At 65.2% G+C, this 19,417-nt stretch carries 15 protein-coding genes and 1 pseudogene; 3 read left to right on the forward strand and 13 right to left on the reverse strand.

Annotation, left to right across the window (positions count from 1 at the left end):
• Positions 1 to 8: 8 nt before the first annotated feature.
• From FIV34_RS10655 to FIV34_RS10675, 6 genes are all read right to left on the reverse strand, one after another.
• A complete protein-coding gene (locus FIV34_RS10655) occupies positions 9 to 1,418 on the reverse strand; it encodes a family 4 glycosyl hydrolase (RefSeq protein WP_139982533.1) in 1,410 nt (469 codons plus the stop codon).
• Positions 1,396 to 2,340: a carbohydrate kinase family protein gene (locus tag FIV34_RS10660; protein WP_246058596.1), complete on the reverse strand. Its 945-nt coding sequence runs from the start codon at positions 2,338 to 2,340 to the stop codon at positions 1,396 to 1,398. The genes FIV34_RS10655 and FIV34_RS10660 overlap by 23 nt, the downstream gene beginning before the upstream one ends.
• Positions 2,322 to 3,689 (reverse strand): APC family permease, encoded by a 1,368-nt coding sequence (locus FIV34_RS10665; RefSeq protein ID WP_139982535.1) that lies wholly within the window; start codon positions 3,687 to 3,689, stop codon positions 2,322 to 2,324. Before FIV34_RS10665 ends, FIV34_RS10660 begins: the two co-directional genes overlap by 19 nt.
• Before the next feature lie 28 nt (positions 3,690 to 3,717).
• Positions 3,718 to 6,447: a TonB-dependent receptor gene (locus FIV34_RS10670; protein ID WP_139985873.1), complete on the reverse strand. Its 2,730-nt coding sequence runs from the start codon at positions 6,445 to 6,447 to the stop codon at positions 3,718 to 3,720.
• A gap of 249 nt (positions 6,448 to 6,696) precedes the next feature.
• A complete protein-coding gene (locus tag FIV34_RS20955) occupies positions 6,697 to 6,858 on the reverse strand; it encodes a hypothetical protein (RefSeq protein ID WP_170207579.1) in 162 nt (53 codons plus the stop codon).
• A gap of 176 nt (positions 6,859 to 7,034) precedes the next feature.
• A complete protein-coding gene (locus FIV34_RS10675) occupies positions 7,035 to 9,203 on the reverse strand; it encodes a TonB-dependent siderophore receptor (protein ID WP_170207580.1) in 2,169 nt (722 codons plus the stop codon).
• Positions 9,204 to 9,599: 396 nt separating this feature from the next.
• On the opposite strand from FIV34_RS10675, the gene FIV34_RS10680 reads away from it, so the two are divergent.
• The gene (locus FIV34_RS10680) at positions 9,600 to 10,778 is read left to right on the forward strand and encodes an IS30 family transposase (protein ID WP_139979782.1); all 1,179 of its coding nucleotides are present in this window, start codon (positions 9,600 to 9,602) and stop codon (positions 10,776 to 10,778) included.
• Between the two features lie 458 nt (positions 10,779 to 11,236).
• Here FIV34_RS10680 and FIV34_RS10685 read toward each other — a convergent pair whose 3' ends face one another.
• The 6 genes from FIV34_RS10685 to FIV34_RS20960 all read right to left on the reverse strand — a co-directional run bounded on the left by FIV34_RS10685 (position 11,237) and on the right by FIV34_RS20960 (position 15,526).
• Positions 11,237 to 11,536, reverse strand: coding sequence for a hypothetical protein (locus FIV34_RS10685; protein WP_139982537.1), 300 nt, complete (start codon positions 11,534 to 11,536; stop codon positions 11,237 to 11,239).
• A gap of 636 nt (positions 11,537 to 12,172) precedes the next feature.
• A complete protein-coding gene (locus FIV34_RS10690; RefSeq protein WP_139982539.1) occupies positions 12,173 to 12,817 on the reverse strand; it encodes a hypothetical protein in 645 nt (214 codons plus the stop codon).
• 144 nt (positions 12,818 to 12,961) lie between these two features.
• Positions 12,962 to 13,948, reverse strand: coding sequence for a dicarboxylate transporter/tellurite-resistance protein TehA (gene tehA, locus FIV34_RS10695; protein ID WP_139982541.1), 987 nt, complete (start codon positions 13,946 to 13,948; stop codon positions 12,962 to 12,964).
• A 74-nt stretch (positions 13,949 to 14,022) separates the two neighbouring features.
• A complete protein-coding gene (locus FIV34_RS10700; protein ID WP_170207581.1) occupies positions 14,023 to 14,346 on the reverse strand; it encodes a hypothetical protein in 324 nt (107 codons plus the stop codon).
• 118 nt (positions 14,347 to 14,464) lie between these two features.
• Positions 14,465 to 15,367, reverse strand: coding sequence for an SDR family oxidoreductase (locus tag FIV34_RS10705; protein ID WP_139982543.1), 903 nt, complete (start codon positions 15,365 to 15,367; stop codon positions 14,465 to 14,467).
• Between the two features lie 9 nt (positions 15,368 to 15,376).
• Positions 15,377 to 15,526, reverse strand: coding sequence for a hypothetical protein (locus tag FIV34_RS20960; protein WP_170207582.1), 150 nt, complete (start codon positions 15,524 to 15,526; stop codon positions 15,377 to 15,379).
• A gap of 132 nt (positions 15,527 to 15,658) precedes the next feature.
• Between FIV34_RS20960 and FIV34_RS10710 the strand changes: the two are divergent.
• Both FIV34_RS10710 and FIV34_RS10715 read left to right on the forward strand, forming a co-directional pair.
• Positions 15,659 to 16,447, forward strand: a pseudogene (locus tag FIV34_RS10710) (exodeoxyribonuclease III); the annotation flags it as partial.
• A 98-nt stretch (positions 16,448 to 16,545) separates the two neighbouring features.
• Complete coding sequence (locus FIV34_RS10715) at positions 16,546 to 18,843, forward strand: sensor domain-containing protein (protein ID WP_170207583.1); 2,298 nt, start codon at positions 16,546 to 16,548, stop codon at positions 18,841 to 18,843.
• On the opposite strand, the gene FIV34_RS10720 is transcribed toward FIV34_RS10715, so the two are convergent.
• Positions 18,836 to 19,414, reverse strand: coding sequence for a TetR/AcrR family transcriptional regulator (locus FIV34_RS10720; protein ID WP_139982549.1), 579 nt, complete (start codon positions 19,412 to 19,414; stop codon positions 18,836 to 18,838). The two genes, FIV34_RS10715 and FIV34_RS10720, sit on opposite strands and share 8 nt — an antisense overlap.
• Positions 19,415 to 19,417: the final 3 nt, after the last annotated feature.

Consider the following 19,417-nt stretch of genomic DNA (forward strand, 5'->3'; position numbering starts at 1 on the left):
CCAGGGGCTTACCGGTGGGCCGGCCCCTGGCACAGGCACTCGCCGTCTTCGTTGACGTGGCCTAGCAGCGCGTCCAGCAGGCTCGAGGTCGGGGTCCACTCGCCGATCGCCGGGTGGATCAGCATCGCCTTGCGGGCGCCCAGCCGCGTGCCTTCCAGCACCGACGCGATCGCCGCGCGCTCATAGGCCTTCACCGAACGCACCAGCCCCGCCACCGCGTCGGGCAGCGGCGCAAGCGGGCGTGGTTCGATCCGGTCCAGTGAGATGTCGCACAGCGTCTCCACCACGTCCGCGTCCGGCAGGTCGGGCACGGCGCCGCGGTTAGGTGTATTCACCACGATCGCCGCGGGCTTCGCGCCCGTCACCGCACTCATCACGTCGATGGCGATGCGGTGATAACCGGTCGCCACGCGGAACGGGTCGCCTTCCAGGCTCACGCCCTGGTCAAACGCCGAGCCACCTTCGGCCTCCAGCTTCATGTAGGAGCCCGAGCGCTGGTTGAGGTAAGCGGCATAGATGTCCACCGCTTCATCGCCCTGCCCGGCCGCGAGACGCGCACTGAGCGTGGCGAACAACTCGTCGTTGAGGGTGGCGATTTCGGCCCCACGGCTGCCACCCTGGCGACGCTGGTTGGCCAGTGCGCGCTGCCGCTCGTAGTAGAAGAACAGGTACTCCGTGGGGATCAGTCGCAACGTGCGGATCATGTCCGTGTCGAACAGCGGCGCCAGGTACAGGCTGCGCAACAGCTCGTCGTTGTCGAGCAGCGCGTCGATCCGTTCCACGCCGCGCACGCGCACGCCGCGCACCCAGCCCAGGTGGTTCAGGCCGACGTAATCGCACTCCACGTCTTCGTAGGGCTCGCCGAGCGCGCGGGCGATGTTGTGGAACAGCTCCGTCGGCGTGTCACAGATGCCGACGATGCGTGCCTTGCTGTGGTCGTTCACCGCCTGGGTAATCAGGCCCGCGGGGTTGGTGAAGTTCACCAGCCACGCGTCCGGCGAAAGCGTCTCCACCAGGCGCGCCTGCTCGATCGCCGCCGGAATGGTGCGCAGGCCCATGGCCACGCCGGCCGGCCCCGTGGTTTCCTGGCCCGGGTAGCCGTGTTCAATCGCCACGCGCTCATCCGCCGCACGCCCGGCGATGCCGCCGATGCGGATGCTGTTGAGCACGAAATCCGCGCCCTCGATGGTGTCTTCGATGGACGACGCGCCACGCAGGCGCAGCTCGCCGCCAAAGCGCTTCACGATGGCCTTGCCCAGGTCAACCATCACGCGCAGGCGGGCCGGGTCCGGGTCGTACAGCACCATCTCGGCGGCACCGAGGGCCTGCGCCGCTTCGTTCACACCAAATACCACCAGGGGCGAGCGAACGCTGCCCCCGCCAACCAGGGCGATCTTACGATCGGTACGTCCGTTCACGTAGGGTCCTCAACAAGGGGGGATGGGGAAGCGCCGCCAGGGCGCCAGGGGCCGTGCTGCACTGGGCGCCGCAGATGCAGGCGCGCTCAAGCGCACGGCCAAGGGGTTCGTTGTCGAGCCAGCCGTCGATGAGGCCGGCGTTGAAGGCGTCGCCGGCGCCAGTGGTATCGACGACGTCGATCACGGGCGGTGCGACGTGGCAGAGGGCGCCGTCGGCGACGACGAGCGCACCGGCGGCGCCGCGCTTGAGCACGACACGCGGCAGGTCGTTTTCCACCGCCCAGGTGACATAGGCATCGGCACTGTCGCGCCCGCACAGCAGGGCGGCTTCCGCGGCGTTCGGCAGGAACAGGTCGACGTCGCGGATGGTCGCGATGTTGTCCGCATCGCGCAGCCATGCCGGCGAGTGACCGACGTCCAGCGAGGTGGTGCAGCCTGCGGCACGCAGCGCCGGCAGCACGGTGGCGGCCAGCGCGCGGGAGAGTGGCATGGCGAAGTGCACGTGCCGGGCCACCGTCAGGTCGGTAAGCACCGCCTGTTCCCTCAACAGCTCGGGCAGGCCCCGGTTGGCACCTGGGTACGTAAAGAACGTGCGGTCGTCGCGCATCGACACACTGACGGTGATGCCGGTGCCGTCCGCTTCAAGGCGGATGCCACCCATGCCGACGCCGAACTCGCCCAGGCGGTGCTCGAACCAGTCGAAATCCGCATCGCCGATCAGGCCCACCAGGCGCACGCGGCGGCCCAGGCGCGACAGGCCGCAGGCCGTATTGACGCTGCCACCGCCCAGCTCGCGGACGTAGCCCTCAGCGATCACTTCCTCGCCGGGTTGCGGCCAGTGCGGGAAGCCGGTGAAGACGTGGTCGGCGAAGATTTCCCCGACGACCGCGACATCCCAGGGTTTCAGGTGCGGAACGGCCACGTGCGGGTTCTCCGGGCTTGCCAAAGGAAAATCATGCCACCGACCGCAATGGCGATCACGGCGGTAAGCATGGTGCTGGTGCCGCTGGTGGCGACGAGATAAAGCCAGCCCACCACGCTGATCGCGATCGGCAACGGATAAAGCGGCATGCGGAAGACATCGGCATCCGCGCGACGGCGACGCAGCGCCACCACGGCAAAACACTGCGCGATGTACTGGAACAGGATCTGCACCACCATCAGCATGCTGATCAGCCGCTCCAGCGAGAGGAAGCACGCAAGGGCCGACGTGATCCCCACGAACACCAGCGATACGGTGGGGAAGCCATCACGCGGGTGCAGGCGTGCAAACGGCCGGAAGAACTGCCCTTCCGACGCCGCCGCATACGGCACGCGCGAGTAGCCCAGCAGTACGACCAGCGCCGATCCCCAGCTCGCCACGAGGATCAGCACCACCGCGACCTCACCACCCCATGCGCCATGCACGGCCTGCATCAGCTCGGCGACCACGGCGGTGGAATGCGCGGCGGTTTCCCAGGGCAACACGCCAAGGATGCTGATGTTCAGGCCCAGGTAAAGCACGGCGACCAGCGGGATCGACAGCAGCACGGCCATCGGAATGGTCCGCCGCGGCTGTTTCACTTCGCCACCGAGCATGCACACGTTGTTGTAGCCGCCGTAGTCGTACACGGCGATCAGCGACACCGCACCGAGTCCCAGCCAGAAGCCCTTGCCCGACGGCGATGGCATGTCCATGAAGTGCCTGGCCGTGGCCAGGTCGAAGTGGGTGATGCCGGTGAACACTACCCACGCGCACGCGGCCACCACGGCCACGGTGATCACCAGCGACAGGCGCTGGATGTCGCCCACCTTGCGATAAAGGATCGCGGTGTTCAGCAGGCAAAGGCCGGCAGCGAGCAACACGTGGCCGGTCGTGCCCAGCGACGGCATGAGGTAGCCCGCGTACTGTGCGAAGCCGACCGCCGCCGAACCGATGGACAGTGGCGCCGTCAGCAGGGTCTGCCACAGGTAAAGGAAACCGAACAGGCGCCCTGCCCGTTCACGCCCGAACGCCTCCCGCAGGTAGTGGTAGGGGCCGCCGGACTCCGGCACCGTGGAACCCAGTTCGGCCCACACCAGTCCATCGCAAAGGCAGAGCAGCGCGCCGGCGATCCAGCCCAGCAACACGGCCGGCCCGGCCAACGCGGTGAGCGCGAGCGGAATCGTCACGAACGGCCCGATCCCGATCATGTTCAGCACATTGGCGGACAGGCCGCCCCACAGGCCGATGGCCCGCGGTGGTGCCGTACCAGGCACCACCGGGTTACCGCTGTCACGCCAGCCCGTCATGCAGCCACTCCGCGCAGGTGATGGGCGTTCAGAACGAGTACTTCACGGTCAGAAGCGTCGTCCGCCCTGCATCGACGATATCCGAATTCACCAGGCTGTACTGGCCGATATGCGACCAGTACTGGTACTGCTTGGTGAGGTTGCTGATCTGCAGGTCGAACTGCAGGCCGTTATCCAGCTGGTAACCGGCGTGCAGGTCCACGCGGCGGATCGGCCGCAGCCACAGGTCATCCCACGGCGAGCTCTGGTTGAGGAAGTCGTAGTTGGAGATGTACGAGCCGGTGTAGTGGTAGCTCAGGTTGAGCGAGAACCCGTACTTCTCATAGAAGACTTCCGCATTGGCCATGCGCTCCGGCGCCTGCTGCAGGCGTTCGTTGGAGAAGCCCTCGCGGCCCAGGTCCACCTTCGAGTTCTGCCGCGTGGCGTTGACGCTGAAGCCCAGGCCGTTCCAGGCGCCCGGCAGGTTCTCGAACTTCTGCCGCCAGGTGGCCTCGATGCCGTAGACGTGGCCATCGCCGCCGTTGGTCGGCGTCTTGGTCAGTACCGTGCCGACGCCCGAGGTATTCGGGTTGGCCTGGCCGCCACCGCTGTCGTAGATGTAATCGCTGAGCTTCTTGTAGTAGCTGGTCAGCGACACGTAACCACCGCGCTCCGTCGTCCACTCGGCGCCGAGGTCCACGTTGGTGGCCTTGATCGGGTCGAGGTCCGGGTTGCCGCGGGTGATCGTCGTCACGCCGTTGGAGACGCTGATCTGCTCGCCGCCACCCAGCTGGACGAACGCCGGGCGCGTATAGCTCTGCCAGATCGCGCCACGGAAGACGACGTTGCCACCCGGGCGGTAGTTGATGAACAGGCTGCCCAGCGGCTCGTTATAGATCGTGCGGTTGTTGCTGAAGTAGCCCGGCAGCTCGTTGCCTTCCGTGTCCTGCGGCGTCGTCCAGAACGTGTTGTGGATCGAGGTATGTTCAAAGCGCACGCCGGGAATGATCTCCCACGGCCCCTGCTCGATCGTCGCCATGGCATAGGCGGCCGATACGGCCTCGGTACCGCGCATGGTGTCGCAGTTGAAGTTGTTGTAGTCGAGCTGGCTGCAGGTATCCAGGTCCGACGGCTGCACGTGGGCGGCGATCAGGTCGGCCACCGCGGCACGACTCACCTGCGGCGTGGTCCACGGGTATTTGCCCGGGAAGATCTGGCTGTAATAGCCCTTGAAGATGCCGAGGTCGTCCAGCGTGGTGGTGCCGTCGTTGATGCCGCCGGTGGACCAGTCGCGGTTGGTGAACTCACGCGAGCTGTCGCTGTACTTCACGCCGAACTTCACCGACTGCAACGGGCCGTCCTCGAAGTCGTAACGCAGGTCCAGCTTCGCACCGCCGCGCTTCTGGCCCGAACGGATGCGGGTGACCTCGCCATAGTCATTGGCGTACATGTTCTGGATGTTGTTGACCGAGTTCAGCAGCGCGGGGGTCAGCACCGGGTACGGGAAGTGATTGCCGCCGTAGCTCAGCAGCGAGCTCTGGTTATAGGCAAAGTTATCCTGCGAGTACTTGTCTTCGCGGCCATCGATCTCGACGTGCTCCGGACGGTCGTTACGGCCGATGCTCCAGAACACGTTGGGCGAGATCGTCCAGCCGCCGGCGGTCTTGTCCGCGCCAAACTGGATCGTCGCCAGGTCGGCCCGTTCCGGATTGGTCTCGAACCAGAAACGGTTGGCGATCCGGCCGATGTTCGGGCTGTAGACGCCGGGCGTCGACGTAGGAACGTAGGTGACGTCCTGCGGCAGCAGCTGGTTGTAGGTGGTGTTCTGCTCGGTCAGGGCATAGGCATACGACATCTTCGCGTAGGCGCGCAGCGTCGGGTCCACGTTCCAGTCGAACGACATGTTGCCGCCGTAACGGCGCTCGAAGCCCGAGGCGATGCCGACGTTGGTACCGATGCTGGTCAGGTTGTGCTGCGGGTCATAGCCCGGCGCGTTCTCGCCTTCGGCCGTGGCATGCAGGAACGCCCATGACCCGTCATTCGAGGCGCTTTCCGCCGCACCGATCTCGCTGTTGGCGATGTTGCGGTAATCGTAATAGGCGCTGATATAGAAGCCGAACTGCTTCTGCTCACCGAACTTGGTCTGCAGTTCGCCGGCCAGGCCGCTGCCCAGGCCGCTGCCGCCGTAATCCCTGGCCCGGCTCTCGCTGCGGCCGCTGGCGGTGATGCTGCCGCTGAAGTCCTTCTTGAAATCAAACGCGCTGGGCGTACGGAAATCGATCGTGCCGCCGATCGCATCGCCATCCATGTCCGCGGTGGAGGTCTTGTTCAGCACGATGGTCTGCAAGCCGGACGGCGGCAACAGGCTCAGCTGCACGCTACGGCTGTACGGCATGCCCTGCGCCACGTTGCTGCCATTGACCAGGTTGACGTTGTACTCAGAAGGCAGCCCGCGCACGGAAGCGAACATGCCTTCGCCGCGCGCCGCACCATCGATGCCGCCGAAATAGCCGGTGCCGGTGGTGGTGACGTTGACGCCGGACATCAGGCCCAGCGCTTCGGCCACGTTATGCACGGCGGTGTGCTGCAGGTCGCTGGCGGAGAGCACGTCCACGGTATTGACCGAGTCCATGCGCATGTTGGTGGCGTCGTAGCGGTTGGCCACCACGCTCAGCGCCTTCATCTGTACGGCCTTGTCCTTCTCTGCTTTGTCTTTCTCGGCCTTGGCCGGCGCGTCAGCGGCAGGCGCTGCCTGTTGGGCAAACGCAGGCACCGCCATGAAGCCAAAGACCGTACAGACGGCGAGCACAAGCGCCTTCTTCGTCAGAATCTGTTGGTTATGCACAAGTCACCCCACCCCGAAAGTGTCGCTACAGACAACACGCGGCCCTCCGCCGTGTGTTGCGGATATGCTGACCAGCGACCTTCGGCGTACGAATACGCTGACGTTACGGCTCGCACGCGTTCAACACGTGCACCGGGCGTCCTGGCGAAAGGATGGGCCGATCAGAGAGACGAACCAGGCGGATTAGCGCGGCGGGGAGTAGCCGGCGAGGGATTTGCCACGCGAACGCAGGGCGCTGAGCTTGGCGCGCGCGAGGATAGGATGGCCATCGCCCCGCACGAACGGGAACGACAGCTCCGCAAGGGCGCTACCTGGGTTCGCTGGATTGGGATTGCGCTGACGCATGGTGTCCCGGTACCGATCGCGAGGTGCACGCCGTTGCATGCCCCATGCATGCAATCGCGGAAGCGGCCGCGGGAAAAATCACCGCGGCGCCTTTGTCAGATATAGCGCACCGTAAAATCCGCGTCAACGGGCGGATATCATTCGATAAACCTGCTGCGAAGCAGCAAATCGCCGGATCAGAAGAACCGGTAGTTGAACGACACCGTATAAGTCGACGGCGGCGCGTAATACAGGTTGCTGTACTCATCGAGCACGAAGTACTTCCGGTTGAGCAGGTTATCCCCGTTCAGCTGCACCGAGGCGCGGTCGTCGAACGCATAGCGCGCCATGGCCGTCACCAGGAACACCGACGACTGGTCCACGCGCTGCGGGCCGTTCGGGCCATCCACCGGCGTGTGGCTCGCCGCCTGCCAGTTGGTGCCACCACCGATCGTCAGCTTGTTGAGGGCGCCCGGCAACCGGTAGGTCGTGAACAGGCGCACCAGCGTACGGGGCAAGGCCGGGCGCAGCTCACCGGTGTGATCCGGGCCCTTCACGTTGAAATGCGACCAGCCGAGCGTCCCGTTCCAGTCATCGGAAAACGCGCCGGACGCTTCAAACTCATATCCCCGCGACCGCGTGCCATCCACGCTGTTGTACGCCTGGGTGATGCCATCCGGAAGCAACTGGCCCACGTCAGCTTCGGCCACGGAAGACAGGCGCGTATCGAAGAAGGTCAGCGAGGTATTCAGCGCACCGCCAAAATGACGGCCTTTGATACCCACCTCGCGACTGCTGCCGACCATCGGATCCAGGAAGCTGCCATCCGCCCGGCGGTTATCCTGCGGGTCGAAAATCTGCGTGTAGCTGGCGAACGCCGAGTACGTTGGGGTGATGTCGTAGATCAGCCCCGCATAGGGGATCGTCTTGTCCTGCTTCTGGTGATACAGACCCGCCGACGCGTCATTAGTATCGTTCATCCAGCTGGTACGACGCGCACCGACCACGAGCTTCAGCGGATCCGCCAGCGAGAAGCGCGCCGCCGCGTACAGACCCTTCTGCTCGACCCGGACCAGCGAGGCACGATCCGCCGTGGCGGCGAAATCCGGGTAGGCATACTGCCCCGTCCAGTCGAGGAAATTGCCAACGTCCGGCAAATCGCCGTGTGGGTATTCGTAAGCATCGTTGGAGTAATGCGAACCGCTGGCACAGACAACGAGATCGTGCTCGCGGCCAAACGCTTCGAACGGACCCGACGCGTACACGTCCAGCATGTTCTGCCGCCCGTGCTGGCGGCTCCGGTACGCGTAAGGCGTGATCCCCTCCCCCGAATCGCGGTTCGGGAAGCCATACACATAGAACAACGCATCGTCGCCATCGGTCTGCCGATGGCTGGCCATGGCGTGCACCTGCCAGCCATTATCGAAGGTGTGCTTGAGGTCGGCGAAGGCCGTCTGCGTGGTCTGGTTCCAGAACGTCCAGTTGGCCGCGCTGCTGAACGACCGCGGCCATCTGATCTGCGTGCCATCGTCATAGAACGCGGGGAACGTACCCCAGGTCACGCCGTCGGGTTTGCTCTTCTGGTAGTCGTAACCCACGCTGAGCACGGTGTTCTCGCCAAGATCCGCGTCGAGCACCGCATAGAACACGTTCTTGGTGTTGCTGTAGCGGTCGAGGTAGGAATCGCCATCCTCATGCACGCCGACCACGCGGCCGCGCACGCTGCCCGACGCATTCAGCGGCGAGGAGATATCGAACTCCGCGCGCTTCGTATTCCACGAGCCATAGCTCACCGTCGCATCCGCCTGCAGCGTCTTGCTGTCGGCATGCTTGCGAACGAAGTTGATCAATGCCGCCGGGCTACCCGCGCCACTCAACAGGCCCGACGCGCCACGAAGCACTTCGATGCGGTCGTAAATAGCCGTATCCAGCGTGGCATCCGCCGACCCCGCGTTGAGGCCCGGTGCCACCGGCACGCCATCGTTGGCCACGTTCTCAATCTGGAAACCACGCGACCAGAACACCACGCGCTCGGTGTCGTACTGGCTGGACGACACACCGGTGGTGTTGTCGAGCACGGCACGGACGTTGGTGAGGTGCTGATCCTCGATCCGCTGCTCGGTGATGATGCTCAGCGATTGCGGCGTGTCCTGCGGGGTAAGCGGCAGGCGCGTTGCCGCACTGCTTTCGTCGGCGGTATAGGTCGGCGCACGCTGGCCCTGGACGCTCACGGCATCGAGCGTGGTGGTGTCCTTTTTGGTGCTATCGCTGTGCGTGGCGTCCTGCGCGTAGGCAGCCGGCATGGCAGCGGCCAGGGCAAGCACAAGCGTGGACAGGCGCGGAATCGCGCGGTGGCGATGAGTCATGAAAGAGCCCCTTGAGATGGAAGTCGAGTGGACGACTGGGGCTTGCCGAGGGGGCTGGCTCATCGTTTGGCCATCCAATCTTAACACGAATGAAACGCAATCAGAAGGTGGCTTAACGGTTAAGATCTGCGGTTAGTAGGGTGTTTTCGCGGGGTTTCAGCGGCTTTGGCGGCCTAACCCGCAAGCTGGCGGGTTGCCAAAGGAGAGCCCTCGGTGCCCACCCTCGCTGCTCAGACATCGACTCCAGCGTTCGAAAAGGAGGGCCGCTACGCGGCCAGTTTTCCTATGGGCCTACGGCCGCGAACCGGCGGCTGGGCGGGGGTTTTCGACACGGCTTCCGGCGATCTCAGCTGGTCGATGCAACACCGTAGTCTGGTCAGGACGGAGGTGGGCATCATGAGCAGAACAGTTCGGCTATGGCGTCATTTGTCGACGGCGGATCGCGAGCGTATCTGGACAGATTGGCAAGCCGGGGTGTCTCCCAAGGCCATCGCCCGGCTGCTGGAGCGGGACGGCGCCCTCATCTATTACGTTTTGAGTCGGCGTGGAGGCTTTGCACCGCCACCGCGCAAGCGATCCGCTCGGACCCTTCAGCTGACTGAGCGTGAGGAGATCTCACGAGGCTTGTGCCAGGGCCATTCCCTGCGCCGTATCGCCCAGACGCTGGGGCGGGCGCCGTCCAGCATCTGTCGCGAGGTGGGGCGCAATGGCGGCCGTGACGGCTATCGCGCGGCGGAGGCCGATCAGCGCGCCTGGACGCATGCCCTGCGCCCCAAAGAGTGTCTGCTCGCTCGCCGCGGCGCACTTCGCCGTGTGGTCGCCAGCAAGCTGGCCCATCGTTGGGCACCACAACAGATCAGTGGGTGGCTTGCCCGGCGCTATCCGGACGACGACAGTATGCGGGTGTCCCACGAGACCATCTACCGCAGCCTGTTTATCCAGACACGGGGAGTGCTTAAAAAGCAGCTTCTGGCGCATCTTCGTACGCGCCGATCGGTGCGCTATCCGCTGGCCCAGGGACGCCACGGAAGGGCCCGCAAGGGTGGCCGTAGCCTGACCCCCGACGCCCTGAGGATCAGCGAGCGCCCCGCCGACGCGGACGATCGGGCGGTACCAGGGCACTGGGAGGGTGACCTGCTCGCTGGCACGCTCAGCTCGCATATCGTCACGCTCGTCGAGCGGCGATCACGCTTCGTAATGCTGATAAAAATTCCCGCGCGTGACAGCGAGACCGTGGTCGACGCCGTCGCGAAGCACATCCGCCGGCTACCGGCCCAGCTGAGGCGCTCGCTGACCTGGGATCGCGGCCCGGAGATGTCCCAGCACCAACGATTCAAGCTGGCAACCAACGTGCAGGTTTACTTTTGCGACCCGCACAGCCCGTGGCAGCGCGGATCCAACGAGAACACCAACGGCTTGCTTCGCCAGTACTTCCCGAAGGGGCAGGACCTGAGCCATTACACCCAGGCTCAGCTCAACGCCGTGGCCAAGGAGCTGAACCAGCGACCGCGGCAAACTCTGGACTTCCAGACCCCGGCAGAGGTACTAAATCAAACCGTTGCATCGACCAGCTGAGATCGCCCCTGCCGTGACGAAAACGCGCGGCCCTCCATGGCCGCGCCCCTACGGGCCTGATCCTTCCAGCCCCCTCGCCTCCGCGAACTCGCCTCGAGGGTGGGCACCGAGGACTCTCTTCATCGCAGAGGCGTCGTGTCGGAAGGCCAACGCCGGCAACGTCCGCGCTGTCGCAGGCGCCCCCCCTCATACGGTGGTTGCTCCTACAAATGCACTATCGGCTGTCGTACTCACGCCAACGGCTTTCGCTCGTCGAAGTGGTAACCACCAAACCTTCGGGCGGTTGCATTCCGAGACGAAACCTCAGGAATGAAAGGAGTCCTGGGTGCTCACCCTCGAGGCGAGTTTAGTGGAGCGAGGGGGCTGGAAGGATCGGGCCCGCAGGGGGTGGGCCATGGATGGCCCAGCGTTTTCGTCACGGCAGGGGCGATCTCAGCTGGTCGATGCAACGGTTTGATTTAGTACCGATCGGCGCGTACGAAGATGCGCCAGAAGCTTTTTTTAAGCGGTCGCTGGTTCAGGATAAACAGGCCACGGTAGATGGTCTCGTGAGACACCCGCATACTGTCGTCCTCCGGATAGGGCCGGGCGAAGCCACCCACTGATCTGTTGTGGTGCCCAACGATGGGCCAGTTGCGGGCGACCAAGGCGAACCTGCACGTTGGCGAGCGAGCAGAATCGTTGGGGCGCAGGGCATGCGTCCAGGCGCGCTGATCGGCCTCGAGCGCCGCGCGATAGCGGCGGATCACGGCCGCCATTGCGCCCCACCTCGCGACAGATGCATGACGGCGCCTCGCCCCAGCGTGACGATATGCGAGCTGAGGCGATACGGCAGGTCAGGAATGGCCCTGGCACAAGCCGCGTGGAGATCTCCTCACGCTCAGTCAGCTGAAGGGTCCGAGCGTCCCTGAGCGGATTGCGCGGTGGCGGTACGAAGATGCCCACGCCGACTCAAAACGGCTAATGGTCTCGTGGGACAGATACTGTCGTCGTCCGATAGGGCGCCGTCCCGCTCCAGCAGCCGGGCGATGGCCTTGGGAGACACCCCGGCTTGCCAATCTGTCCAGATACGCTCGCGATCCGCCGTCGACAAATGACGCCATAGCCGAACTGTTCTGCTCATGATGCCCACCTCCGTCCTGACCAGACTACGGTGTTGCATCGACCAGCTGAGATCGCCGGAAGCCGTGTCGAAAACCCCCGCCCAGCCACCGGTTCGCGGCCGAAGGCCAATAGATAAACCAGCCGCGTAGCGGCTCTCCTTCTCGAACGCAGAGCGTTGTCTGAGCAGCGAGGGTGGGCACCCAGGGCTCCACTGCGACCACGCCAGAGAGCTAACGCGATGCCGAAGGCGAGCGCCGCCGAGTCGAAGGCGAAGCCGAGCCAGACGACAATCAGAACGCCACGTTCCAACCAAGGTTGATCCAGTGCTCCCGATGAGGCCCACGCTCACTGCCAATCACCAGGTCCACACTCGAATCATCCCAACCAAACCGCACACCACCCTGGTCATCAATCGTCCGGTGCGTCCACAGGCGCTCCACCAGCAACTCCCAACGCTCCGTCAACGACCACGACAAACCCGCGCCAAACAGACTATGCGTCGAATCATGCCGCATGCGGTCAGCGCCGGCATTCAACGCCACCATCACGCGGCGTGCATCATCCAGTCCAAATGTCGTCGAAACGTAAGCCTGCACGTCTTCCTGGTGGCCATGCAGGTACGTCGCATTCGTCGCCAACGCGACGCCGATGCCCTTGGTGTCGCCGTTGCGCAACTGCCACTTTGCACCAGGGTTCGCGGTCACCCCGTGGGTGCGCTGCTCCGTGTTCAGCGACAGGCCCAGCTCGACGGCGCCCACGCCGCACGCTGGCACGGTGTAGACGCCGTTGCTGCCGTTGGACCACTCGCGCAGCCACGACTCAAGCTGGCACTTGCCGTTGCCGACGACGGACGCGTCGTCGACGTTGTAGCTGCCGCCTTCCGCATGGACATGCGCGAAGGCAAAGAACGCCAGTACACCGAACACAAGACGCAACGAAAAAGCGCCGCGGCCACCTCGAGGGCGCCGCGGCGATAAAAGCCGGCATCTGGGGGATAGGGGCGATGCCGGACATAGCGTAGCGGCACGTCGATCCATGGCTTTAACCCGTTCGGTATATTCGCAGTATGAGCAAATCTGTCACTTGGTCGTCGGCACGGCCGTGACTTGCGATGGTGCGGCGGGTGGCAGCAGTTTGTCCTGCGCGGCCCGTACGATGGTGCCAATGATAATGACGGCGAGTGTGACATTCGTCACCACGAACAGCGCCGGTGCCAGATCCGCGATGGCGCCGGTCAGTCCGCGTGACGTCATCGCGATCGCCGTCCCCGAAAGTGCTGTCAGTCCGAAAGTAAAACCCCAGTAACTGGGCGCGAACGGTTGCTGCATGATCCACGGCAGCAACCGGATCATCAGGAACAGTTGCAGCAACCCGTAGCCCCATGTCGCCTGGACCATGAGCTCCGGCGCGCCCTGGGTATTCGCCAGCCATGCCGCGACGGCAACTACCGGCGGAGCGAGCTGGATGCCCAGCGTCGGCCGCAGCGGCACCGGCAGCGCCTGCGCGTGGAACAGGCGGTTCACGATGACCGACTCAAGCGAGAGCCACGCGAACACCCCCGCGCCAAGAAACAGCAAGCCCCACGACGGATAGCCCAGTGTGCCAGCGGCAATGGACGTAATAAAATTACCCGCCACCGACGGCAGGTAGATGACCGGCGTCACCGTCGTCATTTCCCGCCCGCCCTGCAGCATGTCACCGACGCGCCACACGCTGAAAAGCACATGGCCCGCACCGCCGACCACGAGGGCCAGCAGCGCCAACCCATGCGCATGGGGCGCGAGTACCACGGCCATCAAGGCGGTGCTCGCCGGCACCAGCCCGATGAAGCAACACTGCACCGGGTGGCGTGCCTCTTCGAAGGCCGCTTCGCGGTGACCGATCCACTTCATGGCGTAGCACGTGATCAGCACGGCCCACACCACGAAGGCCACCGTCATGATCGCTTCGCCGATGACCGGCGGCACACCCCACAGGTGGCTGGCGTTACGCCAGTTGCTGCCCAGGCCGACCAGGCCCAGGACCATGCCGAAGAACGACGCGGGAATCGACCGACGGAGCACCATGGCAAGCCTCACGGGTGGGAAACGCGCCCACTATCTTGAGGCCATCCGGGGTCGTCTTGGCGATTCGGCTTCGGTCAGTTCTTGACCCAGACGCCTGCGTGAAGCACCCATTTGCCTTTGCGGTTTTCCCAGAACGGATGCACGTAGTGGTAGCCGGGGCGATCGCGCTCCCAATGGCCGCCGACGGACTCGTAGTCATGGCCGTTCCAGCGCCAGTAACCATGGGCCCATACCCAACCCGGGCGCCCGGCGGGCTCGACTTCTTCGACGACCGGCGGCGGCTCGTGGGTCACGACCACGAGGGTTTCGTTCCGGGCCAGCCGCGGCGCCGGGGCACAGGCGGACAGGGCCAGGGCGGCGGCGAGGGCCAGGGTGGGCATGGCAAACGCTGGGCGCATGAAAATCCTTCAGGGGCAAAGGGCGAGATTAGAACGACCCAAGGCTTTCCTGTTCATTTCATCGCCGTGCGCAGCGCGATGCGTTCGGCAGGCATTCATGCCCGCCGGACGCGAGTTTTCAGGGGAGCGGATTTCCGCCCGTTACGCCATACGTCTCACCGGTCACGTAGCTGGATTCGCTGGATGCCAACAGCACATACAGCGGTGCACACTCAACGGGCTGGCCCGGTCGCTTCAACGGCACCTGCGCGCCGAAGTCCCTGATCTTCTCGATCGGCTGGCCGCCCGACGGTTGCAACGCCGTCCAGAACGGCCCCGGGGCCACCGCGTTCACGCGAATGCCCTTCTCCGCCACCTGTTTCGCCAGCGACTTGGTGAAGGCCACGATGGCTGCCTTGGTCGAGGCATAGTCGAGCAGGATGTCGGAGGGCGAATACGACTGGATCGAGGCCGTGTTCACGATGGTGCTACCGGCGGGCATGATCTCCAGCGCGGCCTTGCACAGCCAGAACAGGGCATAGACGTTGGTCTTGTACGTCGCGTCGAACTGCTCCGTCGTAAGGTCGGCGATGCTTTCCTGGTGGGTCTGCTTGCCTGCGACGTTGGCGAGGATGTCGAGCCCGCCCATCACCTCCGCGGCCTGCTTCACCAGCGAACGGCAGAACGCTTCATCCTTCAGGTCGCCCGGAATGCCCTTGGCCGCGACGCCCTCGGCTTCAACCAGCTTGATCACTTCGCGAGCATCTGCCTCCTCTTCGGGGAGGTAGTTGATCACCACGTGCGCGCCTTCGCGGGCAAAGGCAATGGCAGCGGCGCGGCCGATGCCACTGTCGCCGCCCGTCACCAGTGCCCGCCGGCCAGCGAGCCGGCCGTGGCCCTTGTAGCTGGTTTCACCATGGTCGGCGGGCGGGTGCAGCTTGTGCACGGTGCCGGGCGCGGACTGCTTCGGGGTGTCAAATGGCGGCCCGGGGTACTGGGTCACGGGGTTGATAAGAACCGTTTCGGTCTTGCCCTTGCTCATGCGTTGCTCCTACGACTTCTTCTGCTGGTTGTCTTCGCCGCTGCCATCGAGCGGATCGCCAGACGCGTCAGTTTCCCGTTCGCGCGTCGGGTTGCGCGGATGCTCAGGCACATCGTTCTGGCCCGGATGTTTCGGGGGAGCGTTCTTTTCGTTAGCCATGCGAGTTCTCCATCGGGGAACGTCAACCCTCACAGCGCCCCGTTGAACGATGGGTAGCCAGTTCGTGAGACCGGGCGTCACACGGCATCGGCCATCACCGGTCGTCGACGGGCCGGACGAGACAGTAAGGCCATGAAGATCGCCACCTTCAACGTCAACGGGATCACCTCCCGGCTGCCGCATGTGCTCGAATGGCTTGAGCGTGAAAAGCCGGAGGTGGCCTGCCTGCAGGAATTGAAGGCGCCCGACAAGGGCTTTCCCATCGACGCGATCCACGACGCGGGGTACGGCGCAGTCTGGTCCGGCCAGGCATCGTGGAACGGGGTGGCTATCCTGTCGCGGGGCGAAGACCCGGTGGAAAGCCGGCGCAGCCTCCCCGGCGACGCGAAAGACATCCATAGCCGTTACATCGAAGCGCTCGCGCATGGCGTGCTGGTGGGCTGCCTCTACCTGCCTAACGGCAACCCGCGACCGGGCCCCAAGTTCGACTACAAGCTCGCGTGGTTCGAACGGCTGATTGCGTATGCGAAACCGCTTTTCGACACGGGTTACCCCGTCGTGCTTGCTGGCGACTACAACGTCGTCCCCACCGACGACGATATCTACGACCCGAAAAACTGGCGCCGGGACGCCCTGCTCCAGCCCGAGACGCGTGATGCCTATACTCGCTTGCTCGATCAGGGGTGGACGGACGCCCTCCGTGCGATGCACCCGGACGCGCACATTTATACGTTTTGGGACTACTTCCGGCAGCATTGGCCCCGTGACCGGGGGCTGCGCATCGACCACCTTCTACTCTCCGCCGACCTTGCCAGCCGCCTGAAAAACGCCGGCGTTGATCGATGGGTACGCGACCTGCCCAAGGCCAGCGACCACGCCCCCACCTGGGTGGAACTACGCGATCCGGCGCAAGCCCGCCCCCGCAGGTAAGCGCGCCAGCGCACAGAACCGCCAAAAAAGCGGAGCGTGGGAGCGGCGGGTTTGATAGATTCACCCTTACCCCGACCACCTGCACCTCCATGCCCCAAGAGCGCCACGCACGGCTTACCCGTCTCGTCGACCGCAGCAGCAAGGCCAGCGTGGCCCTGGTCGTCCTGTTGACCCTGGCGGGCATCGCCACGGCCATGGGTTTGCTGGCCGCGCAGCGGCAGGTGGGGAAACGCTACGAGGTGCTGATCGCCACCCAGGCGATCGCCGAAGACGTCCACGAAATGCGCGTCGCCGTCGGCGCCTGGGAGCTGCGCGACGACCCCAACGCCGCCTTTGCGTGGCGTCAGGCCGTGGCGAAGGCCCGGGCCCATGTCGGTGCGCTCGAAGCGGGGGTGGGCGGCGACGCCCGCGAAACCGCCCTGGTGTCGTCCCTCGCCAACAGCGTCGAACAGCGCGTCGACACGGCGGCTCCCCTGCTGGGCCACCCGGCGGCCGGCGAGAGCCAGCGGCGCATCGAAACGGTGATGGGCACGGAGTACCAGTCGCGGAACGACGCCGTGGCCCGGGACGTCGCGGCGCTTGCCTCCTACGAACATACCCGCCTGGCCCGCGGCCAGGCGCGGCTCGACCTTATTCTCTCTATCGCCGGCCTGGCGCTTGCGGGCCTGGTCGCCTGGTCGGTGGTGACCCTGCGCCGCTCGCGGCACATGGTGCGCAGCCTCCTCGATGGATGGCGCGACGCGCTCGACGCCACGCAACGCGGCCGCGCCGAACTGCAGGCCTTCACCGACGCCGCGCCACTGGCGGTCTTCCATGTGGATGCCGATGGCATGCCGCGCTGGCAGAACGCGCAGGCGGCGGCATGGGTCGGCGCCCGCGCGGGCCAGGACGTGGCCACGTTCATGCGCGAGAACATCGAACCCAGCGACCAGGTTCGTGTCGTCGAGGCCTGGCGCGCCCTGATGGCCAGCGGCGACCGCTTCGAACAGGTGTTCCGCTTCCGCGGTGCCGATGGCCTGATGGTCTGGGCCCATGCGCATGCCACGCCGGTGGTCGTCGGCGGCGTGACCAGCGGCTACGTCGCCCTGCTGCAGGACATCACCGGGGCCCGCATGCTGCAGGAAGAACTCGACCATTCGCGCAAGCGCCTGCGCCGGATGACCGATGCCATCCCTGCCCTCATTGGCCGTCTCGACGATACGGAGACCTATCGCTTCGTCAACGCCACGTACCGCCAGTGGTTTGGCGACATGGCCCCACAACTCGGGCAGACGCTGCGTGAGTTCGTGGGCGATGCGAACTACCAGCGCCTCGTGCCGATGCTGGCCCGCGTGCGCAACGGCCAGGCCGTGCGCTTCGAAATGAACCAGATGAACCTGCACGGCAAGTTCTTCACCGGCGACGTCACGTATACGCCGGAGTTCGACGATAACGGGGCCTTCCACGGCTTCTACGTCATGGTGACCGACGTCAGCGAGCGCAAGAAGCTCGAAGAAAGCCTGTTCGCCGCCAAGGAGCTGGCCCAGGTCACCCTGGATTCCATCGGCGACGCCGTGCTTACGACGGACGTTACCGGCGCGATCACCTTCCTCAACCAGCGCGCCGAAGCGTTGCTGGTTCGCCCGGCGATGCGAGTCCGCGGCATGCCGATTGAATCCGTGGTGCAGCTGCGCGACATGCACGACCAGCCGAGCCAGAGTTCGCTGATGCGCGCCATCACCGAAGAACGCACGGTGGACATGCTACAAGCTCGCCAGCTGTTGCTGGCCGATGGCACGCGGCTGGATATCGAAGACGTTGCGACGCCGATCCGTGACCGCGGCGGCCACGTTGTCGGCGGCGTGCTGGTGCTGCGCGATGTGTCGGTGGCCCGCGCCGTGGCCGACCGGATGCGCCAGCTGGCCGAATCCGACACGCTCACCGGCTTGCCTAATCGACTGGTGTTCGAGGAACGGCTCAAGGCCGCCCTCGCCCACCTCAAGGCCGGCGACAGCCTCGCCGTGCTCTACATGGACCTCGACGGCTTCAAGGCCGTCAACGATGTGCACGGCCATGCCGCCGGTGACGAGCTGCTGCGCCAGTTCGCCGAGCGCCTGCTCAGGCGCACCCGCAAGGCCGATACCGTCTGCCGCCTGGGCGGCGACGAGTTCGTGGCCCTGCTCGCGCCACCGATCTCGCTTCGTGAAGCGATGGTGCGGGCCGAGGACTTTGTCGATGCCGCCAGCGAACCGTTCTTCTGGCACGACATGGCGCTGCACGTGACGCTCAGCGTGGGTGTCGCCACGGCCCCGCAGCATGGGGTGGATGCGCTGGCCCTCGTCCGCCGCGCCGACGATGCGCTTTACGAAGCCAAGGCCTCCGGCAAGAATCGCGTCTCGCTCATGTAGCCGCGATCAGCGCCAGGGCGGATTGCTTGCCGGCCGCGAGGATCTCCTCGGACAGCGTGGCGTCCTTCGTCGCCCGGGCCAGCTGAAGCGCCCCGTTGATCAGGCTGTACAACGCAATGGCACGGGCGCGCCCTGCCGCCTTGTCCAGGGTGGGCCATTGCTGGGCGAGCCGGTCCACCAACGCATCCATGCCGGCGGCAAACGCCTCGCGCACGGGGTCCGTCCGGCGCGCGACATCGGCCACCAGCGTGGCGATGGGGCAGCCCTGCTGCGGGTTGTCCCGATGGCGCAATGACAGGTAAGACTCGACGTAAGCCACGGCGCTGCCACCACCCGCCGCGAGGCGCTCCTCGAGGAAGGCCAGGCGTTCGGCCATGGCGTATGCCACGACCTCGCGGGCAAGGTCTTCCTTCGAGCTGAAGTGGTTGAAGAACGCACCATTGGTCAGGCCCGCGCCCTGCATCACCGACGCGATGCCCTCGCCCTCGAAACCGCGTTCGCGAAAGTTCTGCGAGGCAATTTCAATGATGCGCTGGCGGGTCTTTTCCTTGTGGTCTTTCGCGTATCGCATGGG

Source organism: Luteibacter pinisoli (genome assembly GCF_006385595.1).
GTDB lineage: Bacteria > Pseudomonadota > Gammaproteobacteria > Xanthomonadales > Rhodanobacteraceae > Luteibacter > Luteibacter pinisoli.

Bases quoted from the DNA above. Each gene is read 5' to 3' on its own strand.
- FIV34_RS10665 (WP_139982535.1), bottom strand. From the start codon at position 3,689: ATGACGGGCTGGCGTGACAGCGGTAACCCGGTGGTGCCTGGTACGGCA.
- FIV34_RS10670 (WP_139985873.1), bottom strand. From the start codon at position 6,447: ATGGCGGTGCCTGCGTTTGCCCAACAGGCAGCGCCTGCCGCTGACGCG.
- FIV34_RS20955 (WP_170207579.1), bottom strand. From the start codon at position 6,858: ATGCGTCAGCGCAATCCCAATCCAGCGAACCCAGGTAGCGCCCTTGCG.
- FIV34_RS10675 (WP_170207580.1), bottom strand. From the start codon at position 9,203: ATGACTCATCGCCACCGCGCGATTCCGCGCCTGTCCACGCTTGTGCTT.
- FIV34_RS10680 (WP_139979782.1), top strand. From the start codon at position 9,600: ATGAGCAGAACAGTTCGGCTATGGCGTCATTTGTCGACGGCGGATCGC.
- FIV34_RS10685 (WP_139982537.1), bottom strand. From the start codon at position 11,536: ATGGCGGCCGTGATCCGCCGCTATCGCGCGGCGCTCGAGGCCGATCAG.
- tehA (WP_139982541.1), bottom strand. From the start codon at position 13,948: ATGGTGCTCCGTCGGTCGATTCCCGCGTCGTTCTTCGGCATGGTCCTG.
- FIV34_RS10700 (WP_170207581.1), bottom strand. From the start codon at position 14,346: ATGCGCCCAGCGTTTGCCATGCCCACCCTGGCCCTCGCCGCCGCCCTG.
- FIV34_RS10705 (WP_139982543.1), bottom strand. From the start codon at position 15,367: ATGAGCAAGGGCAAGACCGAAACGGTTCTTATCAACCCCGTGACCCAG.
- FIV34_RS20960 (WP_170207582.1), bottom strand. From the start codon at position 15,526: ATGGCTAACGAAAAGAACGCTCCCCCGAAACATCCGGGCCAGAACGAT.
- FIV34_RS10715 (WP_170207583.1), top strand. From the start codon at position 16,546: ATGCCCCAAGAGCGCCACGCACGGCTTACCCGTCTCGTCGACCGCAGC.
- FIV34_RS10720 (WP_139982549.1), bottom strand. From the start codon at position 19,414: ATGCGATACGCGAAAGACCACAAGGAAAAGACCCGCCAGCGCATCATT.